14 protein-coding genes, 1 pseudogene, 1 riboswitch and 3 other annotated features are annotated in these 16,431 nt (G+C 38.0%); of the genes and pseudogenes, 6 read left to right on the forward strand and 9 right to left on the reverse strand.

The window, feature by feature from the left end; genetic code table 11:
- The first annotated feature begins 96 nt into the window (after positions 1 to 96).
- The 3 genes from CFK40_RS00275 (at position 97) to CFK40_RS00285 (ending at position 3,001) form a co-directional block, all read left to right on the forward strand.
- Positions 97 to 984: a TetR/AcrR family transcriptional regulator gene (locus CFK40_RS00275; protein ID WP_089530141.1), complete on the forward strand. Its 888-nt coding sequence runs from the start codon at positions 97 to 99 to the stop codon at positions 982 to 984.
- Between the two features lie 348 nt (positions 985 to 1,332).
- Entirely contained in the window at positions 1,333 to 2,103 is a 771-nt protein-coding gene (locus CFK40_RS00280) for a TerC family protein (protein ID WP_089530142.1), read from the forward strand.
- Positions 2,104 to 2,338: 235 nt separating this feature from the next.
- Complete coding sequence (locus CFK40_RS00285) at positions 2,339 to 3,001, forward strand: GntR family transcriptional regulator (protein WP_089530143.1); 663 nt, start codon at positions 2,339 to 2,341, stop codon at positions 2,999 to 3,001.
- 18 nt (positions 3,002 to 3,019) lie between these two features.
- On the opposite strand, the gene brnQ is transcribed toward CFK40_RS00285, so the two are convergent.
- On the reverse strand, positions 3,020 to 4,387 hold the full coding sequence (gene brnQ / locus CFK40_RS00290; protein ID WP_089530144.1) for a branched-chain amino acid transport system II carrier protein: 1,368 nt from the start codon (positions 4,385 to 4,387) through the stop codon (positions 3,020 to 3,022).
- Between the two features lie 197 nt (positions 4,388 to 4,584).
- Here brnQ and CFK40_RS00295 point away from each other — a divergent pair, with 197 nt between their 5' ends.
- Complete coding sequence (locus tag CFK40_RS00295; protein ID WP_089530145.1) at positions 4,585 to 5,337, forward strand: exodeoxyribonuclease III; 753 nt, start codon at positions 4,585 to 4,587, stop codon at positions 5,335 to 5,337.
- Positions 5,338 to 5,361: 24 nt separating this feature from the next.
- Here CFK40_RS00295 and CFK40_RS00300 read toward each other — a convergent pair whose 3' ends face one another.
- Positions 5,362 to 6,090 (reverse strand): EcsC family protein, encoded by a 729-nt coding sequence (locus CFK40_RS00300; RefSeq protein WP_089530146.1) that lies wholly within the window; start codon positions 6,088 to 6,090, stop codon positions 5,362 to 5,364.
- A gap of 247 nt (positions 6,091 to 6,337) precedes the next feature.
- Here CFK40_RS00300 and CFK40_RS00305 point away from each other — a divergent pair, with 247 nt between their 5' ends.
- Positions 6,338 to 6,886 (forward strand): REP-associated tyrosine transposase, encoded by a 549-nt coding sequence (locus CFK40_RS00305; RefSeq protein WP_089530147.1) that lies wholly within the window; start codon positions 6,338 to 6,340, stop codon positions 6,884 to 6,886.
- A gap of 96 nt (positions 6,887 to 6,982) precedes the next feature.
- Positions 6,983 to 7,606: a DUF3298 and DUF4163 domain-containing protein gene (locus CFK40_RS00310; RefSeq protein ID WP_227001838.1), complete on the forward strand. Its 624-nt coding sequence runs from the start codon at positions 6,983 to 6,985 to the stop codon at positions 7,604 to 7,606.
- A gap of 60 nt (positions 7,607 to 7,666) precedes the next feature.
- On the opposite strand, the gene CFK40_RS00315 is transcribed toward CFK40_RS00310, so the two are convergent.
- From CFK40_RS00315 to CFK40_RS00345, 7 genes and pseudogenes are all read right to left on the reverse strand, one after another.
- Entirely contained in the window at positions 7,667 to 8,611 is a 945-nt protein-coding gene (locus CFK40_RS00315; RefSeq protein ID WP_089530149.1) for a S66 peptidase family protein, read from the reverse strand.
- A 303-nt stretch (positions 8,612 to 8,914) separates the two neighbouring features.
- Complete coding sequence (locus CFK40_RS00320) at positions 8,915 to 9,508, reverse strand: uracil-DNA glycosylase (RefSeq protein ID WP_089530150.1); 594 nt, start codon at positions 9,506 to 9,508, stop codon at positions 8,915 to 8,917.
- Between the two features lie 101 nt (positions 9,509 to 9,609).
- The gene (gene argH / locus CFK40_RS00325) at positions 9,610 to 10,980 is read right to left on the reverse strand and encodes an argininosuccinate lyase (RefSeq protein ID WP_089530151.1); all 1,371 of its coding nucleotides are present in this window, start codon (positions 10,978 to 10,980) and stop codon (positions 9,610 to 9,612) included.
- 37 nt (positions 10,981 to 11,017) lie between these two features.
- Positions 11,018 to 12,253, reverse strand: a complete 1,236-nt coding sequence (locus CFK40_RS00330; RefSeq protein WP_089530152.1) for an argininosuccinate synthase — start codon at positions 12,251 to 12,253, stop codon at positions 11,018 to 11,020.
- Between the two features lie 31 nt (positions 12,254 to 12,284).
- Positions 12,285 to 13,259, reverse strand: coding sequence for an ornithine carbamoyltransferase (gene argF, locus CFK40_RS00335; protein ID WP_089530153.1), 975 nt, complete (start codon positions 13,257 to 13,259; stop codon positions 12,285 to 12,287).
- 78 nt (positions 13,260 to 13,337) lie between these two features.
- Positions 13,338 to 13,568 (reverse strand) — a binding site (T-box leader).
- Positions 13,569 to 13,642: 74 nt separating this feature from the next.
- Positions 13,643 to 13,849: a binding site (T-box leader), on the reverse strand.
- A gap of 94 nt (positions 13,850 to 13,943) precedes the next feature.
- Positions 13,944 to 14,732: pseudogene (gene proB, locus CFK40_RS00340) on the reverse strand (glutamate 5-kinase); the annotation flags it as partial.
- Between the two features lie 104 nt (positions 14,733 to 14,836).
- Positions 14,837 to 15,043: a binding site (T-box leader), on the reverse strand.
- Positions 15,044 to 15,154: 111 nt separating this feature from the next.
- Positions 15,155 to 16,090 carry a fumarylacetoacetate hydrolase family protein gene (locus CFK40_RS00345; protein ID WP_089530155.1) on the reverse strand — a complete coding sequence of 312 codons (936 nt, stop codon included), beginning with the start codon at positions 16,088 to 16,090 and terminating at the stop codon, positions 15,155 to 15,157.
- A 165-nt stretch (positions 16,091 to 16,255) separates the two neighbouring features.
- A riboswitch (SAM riboswitch) is annotated at positions 16,256 to 16,356 on the forward strand.
- Positions 16,357 to 16,431 lie beyond the last annotated feature (75 nt).

Here is a 16,431-nt window from a genome sequence, read left to right on the forward strand (position 1 = left end):
TTGGATATCCAGATGAATATCTGTTATCATTAACTTATAATTAATTGCTAAAAATATGACTGATTAGTCATATCCCACTTTGAAGGTCGTGAATCTATGAATGAAAAGAAAAAGAATATAATCGTTACATCTATAGACCTCTTTGCAGATAAAGGTTTTTATTCTACATCTATTCAAGAAATAGCTGAAAAAAGCAATGTTTCCAAAGGGGCCTTCTATTTGCATTTCCATTCGAAAGATGAATTATTGCTTGAAATATTTAAATACTATTACGATTTGATGCAGGAAAACTTACAAAATGCGACGGATGAACGTTTGAGTCCAAAAGAAAATTTTATAAAACAAGTAGAAGTACAATTTTATGAAATATTAAAACATAAAAGCTTTATTCTTACACAATTAAAAGAACAAGCAATCACACTGAATAAGGAACTATTTGAATTTATTCGATTCAAGGAATTCGAAACACACAAATGGTACAAAAAAACGCTGATTGCTATTTATGGCGATGAAGTAAAACCTTATGTTACAGATGCAGGAAACATATTTGAAGGAATTAAAAACCGCTACATTCAAATTTTAATTCAGGGCGACATAGACATTCCAATCCCTGAACTCGCTTCATTTTTAGTAGAACGATTAGATGATATTGTTATTAATCTACTATCCAAAGGAAGAAACCCTATGCTTACTGAAGAAAAAATGGTACCCATCTTCTCTGGTATTGAAGCGCCAGAGGAAATGATAAAAAAAGAAGTAGTTAATTACTTATTAGAAATGCAAAAAATGCTTACTGAATTTAAACTTGAAGAAAAAATGTTCAATGAGCTACAAGGAGTAACTGACTTCATAATTACCGAAGTGAAAAAACAGGATTCTAAAGGATTTGTCATCCAAGGGTTGCTAGCGAATTTTAAAGGAATACAGCAATTTGATAAATATCGGAAATTGATATCAGAAAAACTTCAAATAAGGCTTTTATAAAGCTGCGCGAAATGAACTCCCTTAATGTTTTTCACCTATAGAAGTTAATTCTAATTTCCAATGATTTGCCACCAAGATACGTATATCCACAATTTTTAAAAAACATAAAATTATTGACATATGGTTAGTAAAATGGTTAACTATTAATAGAATTTCAAAGGGGAGTAGCTTTAACAGTAATGTCGTCATTACAGAGTGACTTGATCACTCTCGGCATTACTGGCAACTTACGGTGTTGTTAGCAAGACCTTTGCCACTGTGGTAAAGTGTCTTGAATTTTTATTGGAGGCCTTTACCATACTAAGTGGTAAAGCCTCTATTTTTTTATTTTAGGAAGGAGCAGTACATTTGGAAGGAATATGGTTAGAATATGGATGGACATTATTAGTACTAATTGGTCTAGAGGGGTTACTCTCTGCCGACAATGCCCTAGTTATGGCAGTTATAGCTAAGCACTTACCTGAAGATGAGAAGAAACGCGCGATAAATTATGGTATTTTAGGGGCATTTATTTTTAGGTTTGGAGCCCTTTTCGCCATATCATTTATAGCACAGGTATGGCAGGTACAGGCAATTGGTGCTGCTTATCTCATATACTTAGGTCTTAAGCATATCATTGTGACCTATTTCGGATCAGAAAAAGGTGATACAGAGGCCGAGAAAGAGAATGAACCAGCAGGAACTTCATTTTGGCCTACAGTAGCCAAGATAGGTTTGGCGGATCTTGCTTTTGCAATTGATTCTATTCTAGCAGCTGTTGCACTTGCATTGGCACTTCCAGAAACTCCACTGCCAGACTTTGGTGGAATGGATGGCGGTAAATTTATCGTTGTGGTGATTGCCGGTATTGCTGGTCTAGTATTAATTAAATTTGCAGCAGGCTGGTTTGTTAAACTTCTTGAAGTACGACCTGGTTTAGAAACAGTTGCATACATGATCGTGGCGTGGGTTGGTGTAAAACTTGCTGTTATAACACTTGCTCATGATAAAGTTGGTGTATTACCACACGACTTCCCACACAGTACTGGATGGACTATATTCTTCTGGGGTGTACTCCTTTCTATTGCTGTTGGTGGCTGGTTTCTTTCCGGAAGGAGCGCTAAAAAAGATTCAAAATAAAAGTGCTCTATACATGTAAATTGTATCGTTCATAGTAAAAAATCCTAACTTAGACTTCTTCTAGTTAGGATTTTTACTGTTTTGCGTGATGATTCTATATCACATTAAATTTACTTTCCACTTGTTAAATCAAGAATCTAACATAAATCCAATATATTGTATATTATCAATGTACTTCTATTTAATGTATAATCAATACATAAATCTATTAATTACTTTGGAAAGGTGATCTCTAATGCCGATACCTACTAATCATTCAAAACCAATTCGTCAATCAGCAAAAGAAAGTGCATTTAACCAACTCCAAGAATGGATAATAGACGGTACATTACACCCTGGAGAAAAATTAAATGACAATGAACTTGCACAGGCGTTAGGTGTCAGTAGAACTCCAGTCCGTGAATCATTGCAACTTCTTGAAGTACAAGGATTTGCAAAAATGTATCCCGGAAAAGCCACACAGGTTACAGAAGTGAGGAAGAAATCGATAAAAGATCTTCTCCCCCCTTTAGCAGCATTACAAGCATTATCCGCTGAATTGGCCATTCCACACCTAACAGATGAAATCATCGCGCTACTCGAAGATACAAACAAAAGATTTGCTGAAGCAATACATTCAAGAAATTATTATTTTGCATTAAAACTTGATGAAGAATTCCATCAGATTATCGTCGATACCGCAAACAATTCTTATATTCATAGCATTGTTGCCTCACTACAGGCCCATGTCAGGAGATTATTCTTCCATAATTCAATTATTTTAACTGAAAAATCCATTGAAGAACATATTACTATTATTAAGTTAATGAAAGAAAACGATAGCACAAAGGTTACCGCAATTATGAAAAACAATTGGCTTCGTGCGATTGACGAGTTTTCTTCCTTAAATTCTGATTAAAAAAAGGCGGTTCTCTCTTTAGTGAGAAAACCGTCTATTATTATGCATAAGCTTTGGAAAATGTACTACTAAGCCGGTAACTGCTATAACCACCAATGATGGCAACAACCATCCTAGTCCCTGGTTATATAACGGAAGTAACTTTTCATAAAAGGAAACGATTGGTACCATCCATCCGAAATAATCCAATCCAAGTGAATCACATAAAGCTTTCAAACCATCAATACTGCTGATCAGGAAAGTAACAGCAATCGTCGAAACATACACCATACGTGCATGGTTATATAATGGTGACAAGAACGTCAGGATTATTAAAACAATCGCTAGCGGATAAAGAAACATTAAGACTGGAACTGAATAAGTAATAATGTTTGCTAAGCCAAAGTTTGCAATCACAAATGTCATCACTGAAAAAAACAGGACAAATCGTTTGTAACTGATTTTCGGAAGCAGTGTATGAAAGTATTCCGCACAAGCTGTTGTTAATCCGATGCTCGTGGTTAAACAAGCGAGCGCGAGAACAATTGCTAACATAACTGACCCTAGTGTTCCAAAATAATACGACGCTCCACTGCTGAGCACCGGCCCACCTGTTTCAAAAACTCCGAAAGTGCCTGTACTTGTCGCTCCTAAGTACGCAATTCCAACATAGATAACTGCGAGTAATGCGGTTGCTACTACTCCTGACTTTGCAGTTGCAAGAAGTATTCCACTTTTAGATGTTATACCCATCGATTGAATTGCCTTTATAACAATAATACCAAATACTAGAGAAGCAAGCGCATCCATCGTGTTATACCCATTTAAGAAACCTTCAATGAAAGCACCGTTCTCGTAAGCTTCTTGTGGCGGTTGAATAGCCCCCATCGGGTTAATGATTGCCACAGATAAAAAGATGACAAGTAAAACCACAATTCCTGGCGCTAATATTTTCCCCACATTATCAACAATCTTTGCTGGATTCAAAGAAAACCAAAGGGTAACAGCAAAAAATAACAATGTAAAAATGAACAAACCACCTTGTTGAAATCCTTCACTTACAAATGGTGCGATACCAACCTCATACGCCACAGTACCTGTACGAGGAGTTGCAAAAAATGGTCCAATTGACAAATATAACAATGAAGTGAAAAATACTCCATAAACTGGATGTACTCTGCTTGATAGTTCCTGAAGATTCCGACTTCCAGAAAAGCTCATCGCTAAAATTCCAAGTAATGGCAGTCCAACCCCAGTAATCAAAAATCCTAGTATAGCTGGCCATAGGTTGGTTCCAGCATGTTGACCAAGCTGTGCTGGGAAGATTAGATTCCCGGCACCGAAAAACAATGCAAACAACATAACTCCTATTATTGCGTAAGATGAAAATGATGGTTTGTCCCTCATATGAATCTCTCCTCTAAGATGTTAAATACTTTTTGGGTAGATAAAGTTGCACGTAGTTAATATGTTATATGCAATATATCAGTGAAGCATATCATACTACCAATCTGCGAAAAATGCAATTATTTGGGGACTGTCCCCACACAATGTGTTAAAATAAACCCAATTAAAAAAGTAACAGCTAGAGGGAGTTCGAATCAATGAAACTAGTTTCTTGGAATGTAAATGGGATACGAGCATGTGTCAGAAAAGGCTTTTTAGATTACTTTCATGAGGTGAATGCAGATATTTTCTGTATTCAGGAAACAAAATTACAAGAAGGACAAATACAATTAGATTTAAAAGGATACTACCAATATTGGAATTATGCCATTCGAAAAGGGTATTCAGGAACGGCAATTTTCACAAAGAAAAAGCCATTATCGGTTACGTATGGATTAGGAGAAGAAGATACTCATCCGGAAGGACGAATCATTACGATGGAGTTTGAGAAATTCTATTTAGTAAATGTATACACTCCAAATTCACAGAGAACTTTGGCAAGGCTTGGTGTTCGTATAGAATGGGAAGATAAGCTTTTCAATTATTTAAAACGATTAGATGATGTAAAGCCAATAATCTTATGCGGAGATTTAAACGTTGCCCATCAAGAAATTGATTTGCGGAATTTCAAAACAAACCACGGAAACTCCGGTTTTACAAAAGAAGAACGTGGCAAAATGACTGAACTGCTTGAATCTGGATTTGTTGATAGCCTGCGATACTTTTACCCTGACACGGAAGGACTTTACACATGGTGGTCTTACATGAAAACCGTTCGGGAAAGGAATATCGGATGGCGAATTGATTATTTCATTGTCTCTGATAGAGTAGCAAACCGACTGCAAGATTCACAAATTCATGCACAGGTCCTCGGAAGTGATCACTGTCCGATTTTGTTGGAAATGGAATAGGTTTACGATTGTTAATAAATTACATTACTGGTGGGGACTGTCCCCACCATGTAACAACCGCAATCGATATGCATTCATTGCCGTTTCCCCTAATTGATCAAGGAGATTATAGTTAGCGTAGGCGCCAATGATTGCACCAAGCCCCGGAACTAACTGAAGCATTTTAATCAGGTCAATATAATCCCGATATTCTTGTTGAAACACTTGCCAGTCCATATCAACAAGCGTCTTTTTATGTTCTTCCCAATTCTCAATGATATAAAATGTTTCCTTGCGCTTTTCATCACTAGAGAAAGCAAGCTGAAACACATGAAGAATGAATAAACGTTCCTCATATTCTCTTGTGTCAAAACCGTATACTGCAGCCGCTTCAAACAAGAACTTCATTTTAATCGATAAAAGCAAAGGGAAATCAGCAATCCCAAGGAAAATACCACCTGCACCTGTTCCAGCCCCTTCTACAACAGCCGTTTTCCGATAAGCGGTTAACTTTTTCTGCAGGAGTTCATCCCGGTCATGAAGATTCATACTTGTTAATTGGGCTTTCTTCGTCGTAAGATTCGAACCAAACAATGTCGCCTTCACCATATTCTTAATGCTTTCTGTGATAACTTTATGGACTCTCTCAGGAATCTTCCTGTTTATTTTCGTTTGCACGTTCTTCGACATTCGATTAAAAAGACTGGACTGTTTTAAAATCTTTTCCCGCCACACCTGTATTTCTGCATATACCTTCTGTTCATATTTAGTCATTTTGCACTCTCCTAAGGGGAACTGTCCCCCACTGCTTTATCACTTTACCGTAACGGGGGACTGTCCCCAGGCAAAATATACAAAAATTATAATTTACACTGTTAACATGTAGCTAATTTTCACTTTTAGTATAACAATAATTGTATTCTTAATGGTCTTCATGTAGTTAAAATAGACTTTTGCATATTTGTTTCTTCTTTCTATATCAAGATATAATCAGGATAAGATATTGTAAAGGAATGATAGGATGGCTCGAAAAGCTCGAATATGGTTTCCAGGGGCAATTTATCATATTACTGCTCGTGGAAATAGACGTGATAGTATATTTCATGACTTCCATGATTATCAATCTTATATGGGCCTGATTGGTTCATGTAAGCAAGACTTTCCTTTTTTCATTCATGCATATTGCCTTATGCCAAATCACATCCACCTTCTCCTCGAAACAAAAGAGGAACCACCTGGTAACATCATTAAGTTTATCCATTCCCGCTATGCCATTTATTTCAATAAGCGTTACGAACTAACCGGGCATGTTTTCCAAGGCCGTTACCATCCAAAATTGATTAATTCAAATGATTATTTCCTAAAAGCCAGTAGATATATTCACTTAAACCCAGTGGAGGCAAAAATGACTTCTAAACCTGAACATTATTTCTGGAGTAGTTATTCCAATTACATGGATGGATCCGAAGAAAAATCAATACTCGAAACTAGTCGGGTATTATCGTTATTCCAAGAACCATGTAGAAAAAAATATTGCACATATGTAGAACAAATAGAAAAGAGGATATAAGATGGGAACTGTCCCCCACTGCTTTATCACTCTACCGTAACGGGGGACAGTCCCCATGAATAAGATACTGTAAAATGTATTAAGGGAATGATGAAAATGGCCACCCCAGTTTTACCTGTTTCGATACAAACAATGATACTGCAACAGCAGGGAACCACTATTTATTACCCGCAAATAGTTGGTTTATCGAATACGAATGTACAACAAACTATTAACCAGACTATCTACCAGCAGGTTCAATCATTGATACAGCAGCAATACCAACAGCAAGGCACCAATTCATTTACGGAAATGATTGGATCTTTTGAAATTAAAACTAATGAACGAAATATTCTAAGCCTATCCTTGACCAATTACGCATATGCTTATCAACACGCTCACGGCTTAACACTAATGAAGTCTTTAACCTTTAACGTACAAACTGGAGAACAATACCAGCTCAAAGATTTGTTTAAACCTGGAAGCAATTATGTAGAAGCTCTTTCAAAAATCGTCCAGACTCAAATAAATGAGCGGAACATACAGCTTTTGGGTGAGTTTTCAGGAATTTCGCCTGACCAGGATTTCTATATCGCCGACAAAGCACTCGTCATTTATTTCCAGCTTTACGAAATTACACCATACTACGTTGGTTTTCCAATGTTCCCGATATCTGTTTTTTCCCTCCAAGATATCATGAATGAGAATGGTCCGCTTGGACAAATGGCGGTGAATAATTAAATAAATAAACCGGGCAAACCCTGCCCGGTTTATTTATTTGCAAGTGAACGGACGCCCCATTTAAAGAATCGGAGGAATGTCTTCAAGGCTAACGGTTGATTCAAGAACAGTCAGCGTATTATTAACGGTGTCCAAATTTACTGTTGCACCAATAGGGATTGCTGCTTGATATATGCCGTGTCCTGTTGTGACATTTGTCATCAGTGGCTTTCCAAGGGGGACAACAAATTCATTGATTAGATTTTCATAGGATACTCCGTAAGAAACGGGGCATTCCGTACATTGTCCCATCACAATTCCGATACAATCCTGAAGTTTCCCCGCCAATTTAAGGGCATTCATGTACCTATAAACAGTATTAATCGGCTCGTGGGTGTCTTCCAAAAGCAATATTCTACCCTTGGTATCAATTTCAAAGGGAGTTCCGAGCGTATCTACAAATGAGGTGAGGTTTCCACCAACAACCGGCCCGGTCACATTACCCGGTACTTTACTTATCTGGGGGATGCCTGGGGGATTATTAATTTGTCTTGGTGAAGTCAATGTTGAAGTCGCTGAAAAAAACTGATCATAATTGTATGGAGGTGTATTCAACGTAAAATCAATTAACATAAGGCTGTGGAATGTAATTAAATTAGAATATTGGGCCAGGACATTTAACAATACTGTAATGTCACTATATCCGGATAAAATTTTGGGGTGGCTTTGAATAAAGTAATAATCAAGATAAGGAAGAATCCCCGCAACACCAACACCCCCTCTTGTGGGTAGAATCATTTTAACCTGGTCATCTGCGAACATATTCATCAAGTCAGAGGCGCGCTGCTCATCCGTACCGGCAAGAAAGCCATCTGCAGCATATACGTAATCCCCTAATACAACATGAAACCCCAAACTTCTTAGTGTTTCGATTCGGCTATTTATTATGCCGGCAGCTAGCGGACTTCCTAAAGTAACAATACCAATCGTATCACCTGGTTGTAGAATGGGTGGTTTTATCGTCATTATGTACACCTCCCGAATTTAAACTAAAGATTAGTTCTACAATATTCATAGACAACAGATTCTGTTACATAACATTATCTAAATTTCCCCTCAATATATTTAGCAACCTTGTTGAGTTAATCACCATCTGGAAAAACAGTTACATTTATTTTAATTAATTATCGTAAATCTTTTGTATCTCATATTTAAATCCGAGATATTGATAGCCCTGTTATTTATACATTATCTAAAATCAATGAAATTGCTATCATATCGAATCAAAATTCTCCTTTTTCGGGGACAGTCCCCCACTGCTTTACTACTTTAGCGTAAAGGGGGACTGTCCCCCTTTAATCGATAATGATTGGCAACATTCGTCCAATCCTCTTTAAACTTTCCCCATAAATTCGGACGCCGCCTAACAGCTAAGGGATGATATGCTACCATCGTCAGGTATCCTTGTACATCATGCGTAGCACCACGTAGAGACTTTACATCAACGTCAGGGTTTTTAAAAAAGGATTGGACTGCTACGTTTCCTAAGCAAAGAATAAATTCAGGCTGTTTGACTTGAAGTTGCTGGCTTAGATGAATCATACAAGTTTCGCGGACCCACTCCTTTTCGTATGATCGTGTAGGCTTTCTCTTTAAAATATATGTTACATACAGATCATCCATGTTTAACCCAACATTATTGGCAACTTGTTGTAACGTTTGTCTCGTTCCACATACAAATTCATTTCCTTCCCGATCTTCACGCAAACCAGGATTATCAAGGATTACCATAATCGGTGCATCCGGGTTTCCTTCACCCCATACCATTCTTGATCCATGCTCGTATAAACCGCATTCCCTGCACTCCTTACAATTATCGGGAGTTGGTTCCTCTGGAAATGAAACTGGACAAAAATCTGTCAACGCAATCCCCTCCTAGCTTTTTCACTTAGTGTATCCATAACTATCCTAAATAATGAAAAGACTTACACCACAATTAAATGGCATAAGTCCAAGATAAAAAGCTATAATTTTCCCTCTGCAAGTTCCAATTGCTGTTCAATTTGTTCTGCGGCTGTTCCGCCCTTACTTTTTCTCGCCCCTACCACATGCTCTGGTTCTAAGTAATCGAAAACATCTTCTTCAAATAATGCGCTAAACGATTTATATTCGTCCATATCCAAATCTAATAAATACTTCTCTTTTTCAATTGCATAAATGACAATCTTTCCGATAACTTCATGCGCTTGTCGAAATGGCATGCCTTTTGTGGCTAAATAATCAGCAATGTCAGTCGCATTAGAATAATCTTGCGTTACAGCACTTCGCATCTTCATATCATTCACTGTCATTGTTTCTAGCATTGGGGCAAGTAATGTCAATGAGCCTTCTAATGTGTCAGCCGTATCGAACATGCCCTCTTTATCCTCTTGCAAATCTTTGTTGTAAGCTAAAGGTAACCCCTTCAGTACGGTTAGTAGACCAACTAAATCCCCAAATACACGTCCAGTTTTCCCCCTTAACAACTCAGGAACATCTGGATTCTTCTTTTGCGGCATGATGCTTGAACCAGTGCAAAAAGAATCGTCAAGCTCAATAAACTGAAATTCCTGACTGCTCCAGATTACCATTTCCTCTGATAGTCTTGAAAGATGCACCATTAGGATTGATGCAATTGATAAAAACTCAAGAATAAAATCCCGATCGCTCACAGCGTCCATGCTGTTAGGATAAACATCATCAAATTCTAAAAGTTCGGCAACACGGTCACGATTAATTGGGAAAGTTGTTCCAGCCAACGCCCCAGCCCCTAAGGGGAGAATGTTAATCCGCTTCAGACTGTCTTGTAACCTTTCTTTATCTCTTTCAAACATCCAAAAATAAGCTAACAAATGGTGAGCAAATGACACTGGCTGCGCACGTTGGAGATGGGTGTATCCAGGCAAGATCGTTTTAATATTATCTTTTGCCTGCGTGATGATAGCAGACTGAACCTTTTCTAGTAATTCAACAATTGCCTTCGTCTTGGTACGAAGATAAAGATGCATGTCGGTTGCCACTTGGTCATTTCGGCTCCGGCCAGTGTGAAGTTTTCCGCCTACTGGACCGATTTCATCGATTAGAAGCTTTTCCAGATTCATATGAACATCTTCATGTTCAACCGAAAATTCAACCTCACCCTTTTCAAGCTTCTCTAAAATTGTTTGGAGTCCAGCTTGAATAGTTTTTGCTTCATCCAATGTGATAATGCCACACTCACCGAGCATTTGAACATGAGCAAGACTACCCTCAATGTCTTGATTCGCTAATTTTTGGTCAAATGAGATAGATGCTGTAAATTCATCAACAAGTTTATTTGTGTCCTTTGTAAACCGTCCACTCCAAAGCTTTGCCATCGTAATCCTCCTGCTAGTTAAAATCTCTTTAAATTCCTTATTTCGTCTTTAAAAGTTCACTAACTTTGGTGTCACCCTTTGCCTTATGGACTCCTGCATACACTTTTGTTGAGAGCCCCCATAAGTTAATAAATCCAACTGCTGCATTGTGGTCAAATGCGTCTCCTTTTGCATAGGTTGCGAGTTCCTCGTTGTAGAGACTATTGACTGACTTTCGACCAACAACAACGTTTGATCCTTTATGAAGTTTAACCCGAACTTTTCCTGAGACCACTTTTTGCGTTTCGTTAATAAAAGCATCTAAGGCTGGTCTTATTGGTGAATACCAAAGACCGTCATAAATAATTTTAGACATTTGTTGATCCACCGTCGTTTTAAATTGCGAAACCTCACGTGACAATGTAAGAAATTCCAATTCTTTATGGGCATTAATCAAAATCAAAGCCCCTGGGTTTTCGTAAATTTCTCTTGATTTAATCCCTACTAAACGGTTTTCAATATGGTCAATCCGCCCAACTCCATGAATACCTCCTTGTTCATTAAGTGTTTCAATTAATTCCACTAACGGCATCTGTTTGTCATTTAACGCAACTGGTACGCCTTCCTCAAATGAAATGTTAATATATTCCGGTTCATCTGGCGTGAGGCTAATCGGATTCGTCCAATCATATGCTGCTTCTGGAGCTTCTGCCCAAGGATCTTCTAACACTCCAGCTTCACACGCACGACCCCAAATATTCGCATCAATGGAAAATGGGTTGTCAAGATTTACTGGAACATCAATTCCCTTTTCCTTTGCATAAGCAATTTCTTCGTCCCTTGTCATGCCCCATTCACGAACTGGCGCAATGACTTTTAAATTTGGATTCAGCGCTTGAATCGAAACCTCGAATCGTACCTGGTCATTGCCCTTTCCCGTACAACCATGTGCAACAGCGACAGCGCCCTCTTGTTCCGCTACGTCTACTAATAATTTTGCTATTAACGGGCGTGATAATGCAGACGAAATGGGATATTTACCTTCGTATAACGCATTTGCCTTCAAAGCTGGTAAAATATAATCCTGTGCAAGCAGGTCTTTCGCGTCAATGGCTATTGACTTTATTGCTCCTACATCTAATGCCTTTTGTTTAATCTCTTCCAAATTTTTTCCTTCTCCAACGTTTAACCCTAGAGCAATTACATCGTAATCATATTTTTCTTGGATCCATTTCACCGATACAGATGTATCTAATCCTCCAGAATACGCTAAAACAATTTTGTCTTTTGCCATGTTTATTCTCTCCTTTGCAATTATCAAGTTTTTATTTCATTAAGTTTTTTAAGATTGCCTTTTGGGCATGTAACCGGTTCTCTGCTTCATCAAAAACGACTGAATGTGGACCGTCAATAATCTCTGCTGTTACTTCTTCACCACGGTGTGCTGGTAAACAGTGAAGAAAGATAAAATCTTCCTTGGCGTGAGAACAAAGGGATGCATTCACTTGAAATGGTGTAAATGCCTTGATACGTTCCTTCTGTTCGACCTCTTGCCCCATACTGGTCCAAACATCCGTCACAACGACATCGGCCTGCTCAATAGCTTCTTCAGGTGAATCCGTATAGTTTACAATACTCCCGGTAGCCTTGCCAACTTGTTTAGCTTTTTCAATAATAGTAAGGTTTGGTTCATAACCACTAGGGCTGGTAATTGATAAATGCATGCCAACACTTGCGGCACCTTCCAACAGTGAATGGCACATATTGTTATTGCAGTCTCCAATATAGCACATTTTTAGTCCCGTTAATGTACCCTTGTGTTCATAAATGGTTAATAAATCAGCCAAAACTTGTGTTGGGTGATGCAAATCAGTAAGACCATTAATGACGGGAACATCAGCGGATTTAGCAAACTGTTCAATTGATTCATGGGCAAATGTCCGAACCATAAGCCCGTCAACATAGCGTGATAGAACTTTAGCTGTATCTTCAACAGATTCCCCGCGACCAAGTTGAATATCATTTGAACTTAAAAAGATTGCTTGCCCGCCAAGTTGCATCATACCCACCTCGAACGATACCCTTGTTCGTGTCGATGACTTTTCAAATATCATCCCTAAAACCTTACCGCTTAAATACGGATGAGGAATCCCCTTCTTTTGCAAGCTTTTCATTTCAAGTGCTTGATCCAAAAGAAAGAAAATATCGTTTGGTTCAAAATCAGCCATCGTGATAAAATCTTTTCCCTTTAATTCGAAAGGAACCTGCTTAACCTGATTATCAATGTCAACTTTTAACATAGTTCTCACTCTCCTTAATTAATAATTGCTTATTTTTCATCATTTTTAGCAAAATAAAAAACGTTCATCTCTATTTAAATAAGAGACGAACGTTTGATTACATCCGCGGTACCACTCTAGTTATTCCGCATTGCGGAATCGGCTTAGACGCTTTTAACGGAGACGATCCGATATGCTCTAATAAGGCCTTTACGCCTGTTCAAGCAAATATCTCAAAAGTGCGGTTCATTACATCTCTGCACCGGCTTCCACCACCCCGGTTCGCTGTCTGCAGTTCTATGCAATTACTCTCTTTTTCATCGATTATCGTATAGGTTATGGTTGAATTCAGATCATTAGAATAATTTTTTGGTGAAAATAAAAAAACCTTCATCTCTATTTAAATAAGAGACGAACGTTTGATTGCATCCGCGGTACCACTCTAGTTATTCCGCACTGCGGAATCAGCTTGAGGCTTGTAACGGAAGCAATCCGATCGGTATTAGCCGACATCTCAAAAACGCGGTTCATTACACGTCCTGCACCGGCTTCCACCACCCCGGCTCGCTATTGCTGACCTTTGTAACTACTCTTTTTTTCATCGAATTTGTTAATTTCTTTTTATTATACAGAATTCTAAAATTAAGTCAACAGGTAAAATGACTTTTGCACGATTCAATCTCTAAAAATAAATTATTTGACCGTATTACTGTACGCAATGGATGGGTTAGAAATATACGTACCATCACCTGTTCCCTTTAATATGTTAAGCAATTTTTCAGCACCACTTCCATCACCAATAAAGATGGGGACACCCAGTGACATAGCAGTTCTTGCAGCATGAAGTTTTGATTTCATGCCACCCGTCCCAAACTTTGAGCCCGAACCATCCGCCGCATCCATCATTTCTTCCGTAATATCCTCCAGGTAGTCATATCTTTTTGCTAACGGATTTAATCGTGGATTCTCATCGAATAATCCATTTATATCCGTTAAAATAATCAATTGATCAGCATGGACGTAGCCACTTACAAGGGCTGATAACATGTCATTATCGCCAAAGGTTAACTCATTAATGGCAACTGTGTCATTTTCGTTTATAATCGGCAAAATTCCTTGTTCTAGCAGTTCGGTGATGGTGGAGAAAGCATTCCTGAATCGCTCATGATTGGAAAAGTCATCTCGTGTTAATAACAGCTGTGCTGGTACAATATCCAATTCTCTAAACTTTTCAATATAGCATTGGATTAATAGACTTTGACCGACTGCCGCCGCTGCTTGTTTTCTTTTGCGGGTACTTGGTATGGAAGTATAGCCAAGCCTTGTAAATCCAGCAGCAACTGCACCTGATGAAACTAATATGACTTCATAATTTTCCCGCCTGAGTGCAGCAAGAGCATGAATATGATCTTCTAGTCTTTCGTGATCAATTTCACCTTTCATATTCGTTAAAGAACTACTGCCAATTTTAACAACTACACGTTTTTTACCCATCTAGACACATTCCTTTCATACAGCCAGTTAAATAAAATATGGCTAAATACAGGTCATTAGAATACCTTTTTAGTAAAACAAAAAAAACCTTCATCTCTATCTAAATAAGAGACGAACGTTTATACATCCGCGGTACCACTCTAATTATTCCGCTTCTTGCGGAATCGGCTTGGCGCTTATAACGGAGGCGATCCGATCAGCTTAAACTGACATCTCAGAAATGCGGTTCATTACATGTCCAGCACCGGCTTTCACCATCCCGGCTCGCTTCTACTGACCTTTGTAACTACTCTTTTCTTCATCGATTTTTTTAATTTCCCCTTATTATACAGAGTTATTGAAACAAGTCAATAGGAAAAATTTATAGAGGTTGTTCAAAAGTCACCAAATGATAAACGGCGACTTTTCAACACATATAGTATTTATTTTCGTTCAGTTACTTTGTTTTCAAGCCTTCCTAACTTTTCTATTTCTACTGTTACGACATCACCATCTTGTAAAAATTGTGGTGGATTCATTGCAAAACCTACCCCATTTGGTGTGCCCGTTAAAATAATATCTCCTGGTTTTAGCGTGATTAAACTGGAAATAAATTCAATGAGGAATGGAATATCGAAAATTAATTGGCTTGTGTTAGAATTCTGACGTTCCTCCCCATTCACAAACGAGTGAATAGATAAATTCGATGGATCAGGAATTTCTTCTGTGGTAACAACACTTGGTCCAACTGGTGTACTGCGATCCAATGTTTTCCCTTGTAGCCATTGTGGTGTACGTTTTTGCAGGTCACGAGCAGTTACGTCGTTACCTATTGTATACCCAGCAATATAGTTTAATGCTTTTTCTTTACTGACATGTGTTGCTTCTTTTCCGATTACAACTGCTAACTCCACCTCGTAATCTAGCTTGCCTGTAAAAGTAGACTTTTCAATGTCATCTTCAGGGCCAATTAATGCATTATTAAATTTCGCAAAAAGAACAGGGAATTCAGGTACATCACTTTCCATTTCAACCGCGTGTTCCGCATAATTTTTCCCAACACAAATAATTTTTGAAGGAGCTGGGATTGGTGTACTCAAACTTACTTCATCCTTGTCAAACATTAAACCTTTATTTAAATGGATTAAACTATAATCACAAGCCTCCTTTGCCCGCTCTATTACACTTATTCCCATCGAAAAAAATGAAGAAGGATCTGCTGGAAGAAGGTTGTCGATTGAATGGATAGCATCCTTTTCTTGCTTCGATATCAGCAATGCACGATAACTTTCCTGCAAATCAATCACTTTATTATCGACTATACAGCCTATTCTAAAAGCACCTGGTTTTCCTTTAAATTTATAGCTAATTAATTTCATGATTAACAGCCTCACCTCTCGGTTCTAATTTTATTTATAGTACCACATATCATAGGGCTATTCCCAATTCCCAATTCCCAATCTGAAAATATCGAAAATTCCCTCTTGACATTTAATCGGTATATCGGTATTGTGTTTATTAACATCTAAATTGAATATGTAATTTTCTTATCCAGAGAGGTGGAGGGACTGGCCCTTTGAAACCTCAGCAACAGGTTTTTTAAATACTGTGCTAATTCCAGAAGTGTAAAACTTGGAGATAAGAAGAGTGACAGCAACGTGCCTAAGCCTCTTCTTATCTAAAGAAGAGGTTTTTTATTTTTTTATTTAATAAAAAAGAA

It is taken from the genome of Virgibacillus necropolis (assembly GCF_002224365.1).
Taxonomy (GTDB): domain Bacteria; phylum Bacillota; class Bacilli; order Bacillales; family Amphibacillaceae; genus Virgibacillus_F; species Virgibacillus_F necropolis.

Excerpts from the sequence above, each read along its gene's own strand:
- brnQ (WP_089530144.1), bottom strand. The coding sequence starts at position 4,387 with ATGAGGGACAAACCATCATTTTCATCTTACGCAATAATAGGAGTTATG.
- argH (WP_089530151.1), bottom strand. The coding sequence starts at position 10,980 with ATGGCAAAGCTTTGGAGTGGACGGTTTACAAAGGACACAAATAAACTT.
- CFK40_RS00285 (WP_089530143.1), top strand. The coding sequence starts at position 2,339 with ATGCCGATACCTACTAATCATTCAAAACCAATTCGTCAATCAGCAAAA.
- CFK40_RS00300 (WP_089530146.1), bottom strand. The coding sequence starts at position 6,090 with ATGACTAAATATGAACAGAAGGTATATGCAGAAATACAGGTGTGGCGG.
- CFK40_RS00330 (WP_089530152.1), bottom strand. The coding sequence starts at position 12,253 with ATGGCAAAAGACAAAATTGTTTTAGCGTATTCTGGAGGATTAGATACA.
- CFK40_RS00305 (WP_089530147.1), top strand. The coding sequence starts at position 6,338 with ATGGCTCGAAAAGCTCGAATATGGTTTCCAGGGGCAATTTATCATATT.
- CFK40_RS00345 (WP_089530155.1), bottom strand. The coding sequence starts at position 16,090 with ATGAAATTAATTAGCTATAAATTTAAAGGAAAACCAGGTGCTTTTAGA.
- CFK40_RS00275 (WP_089530141.1), top strand. The coding sequence starts at position 97 with ATGAATGAAAAGAAAAAGAATATAATCGTTACATCTATAGACCTCTTT.
- CFK40_RS00315 (WP_089530149.1), bottom strand. The coding sequence starts at position 8,611 with ATGACGATAAAACCACCCATTCTACAACCAGGTGATACGATTGGTATT.
- argF (WP_089530153.1), bottom strand. The coding sequence starts at position 13,259 with ATGTTAAAAGTTGACATTGATAATCAGGTTAAGCAGGTTCCTTTCGAA.
- CFK40_RS00295 (WP_089530145.1), top strand. The coding sequence starts at position 4,585 with ATGAAACTAGTTTCTTGGAATGTAAATGGGATACGAGCATGTGTCAGA.
- CFK40_RS00310 (WP_227001838.1), top strand. The coding sequence starts at position 6,983 with ATGGCCACCCCAGTTTTACCTGTTTCGATACAAACAATGATACTGCAA.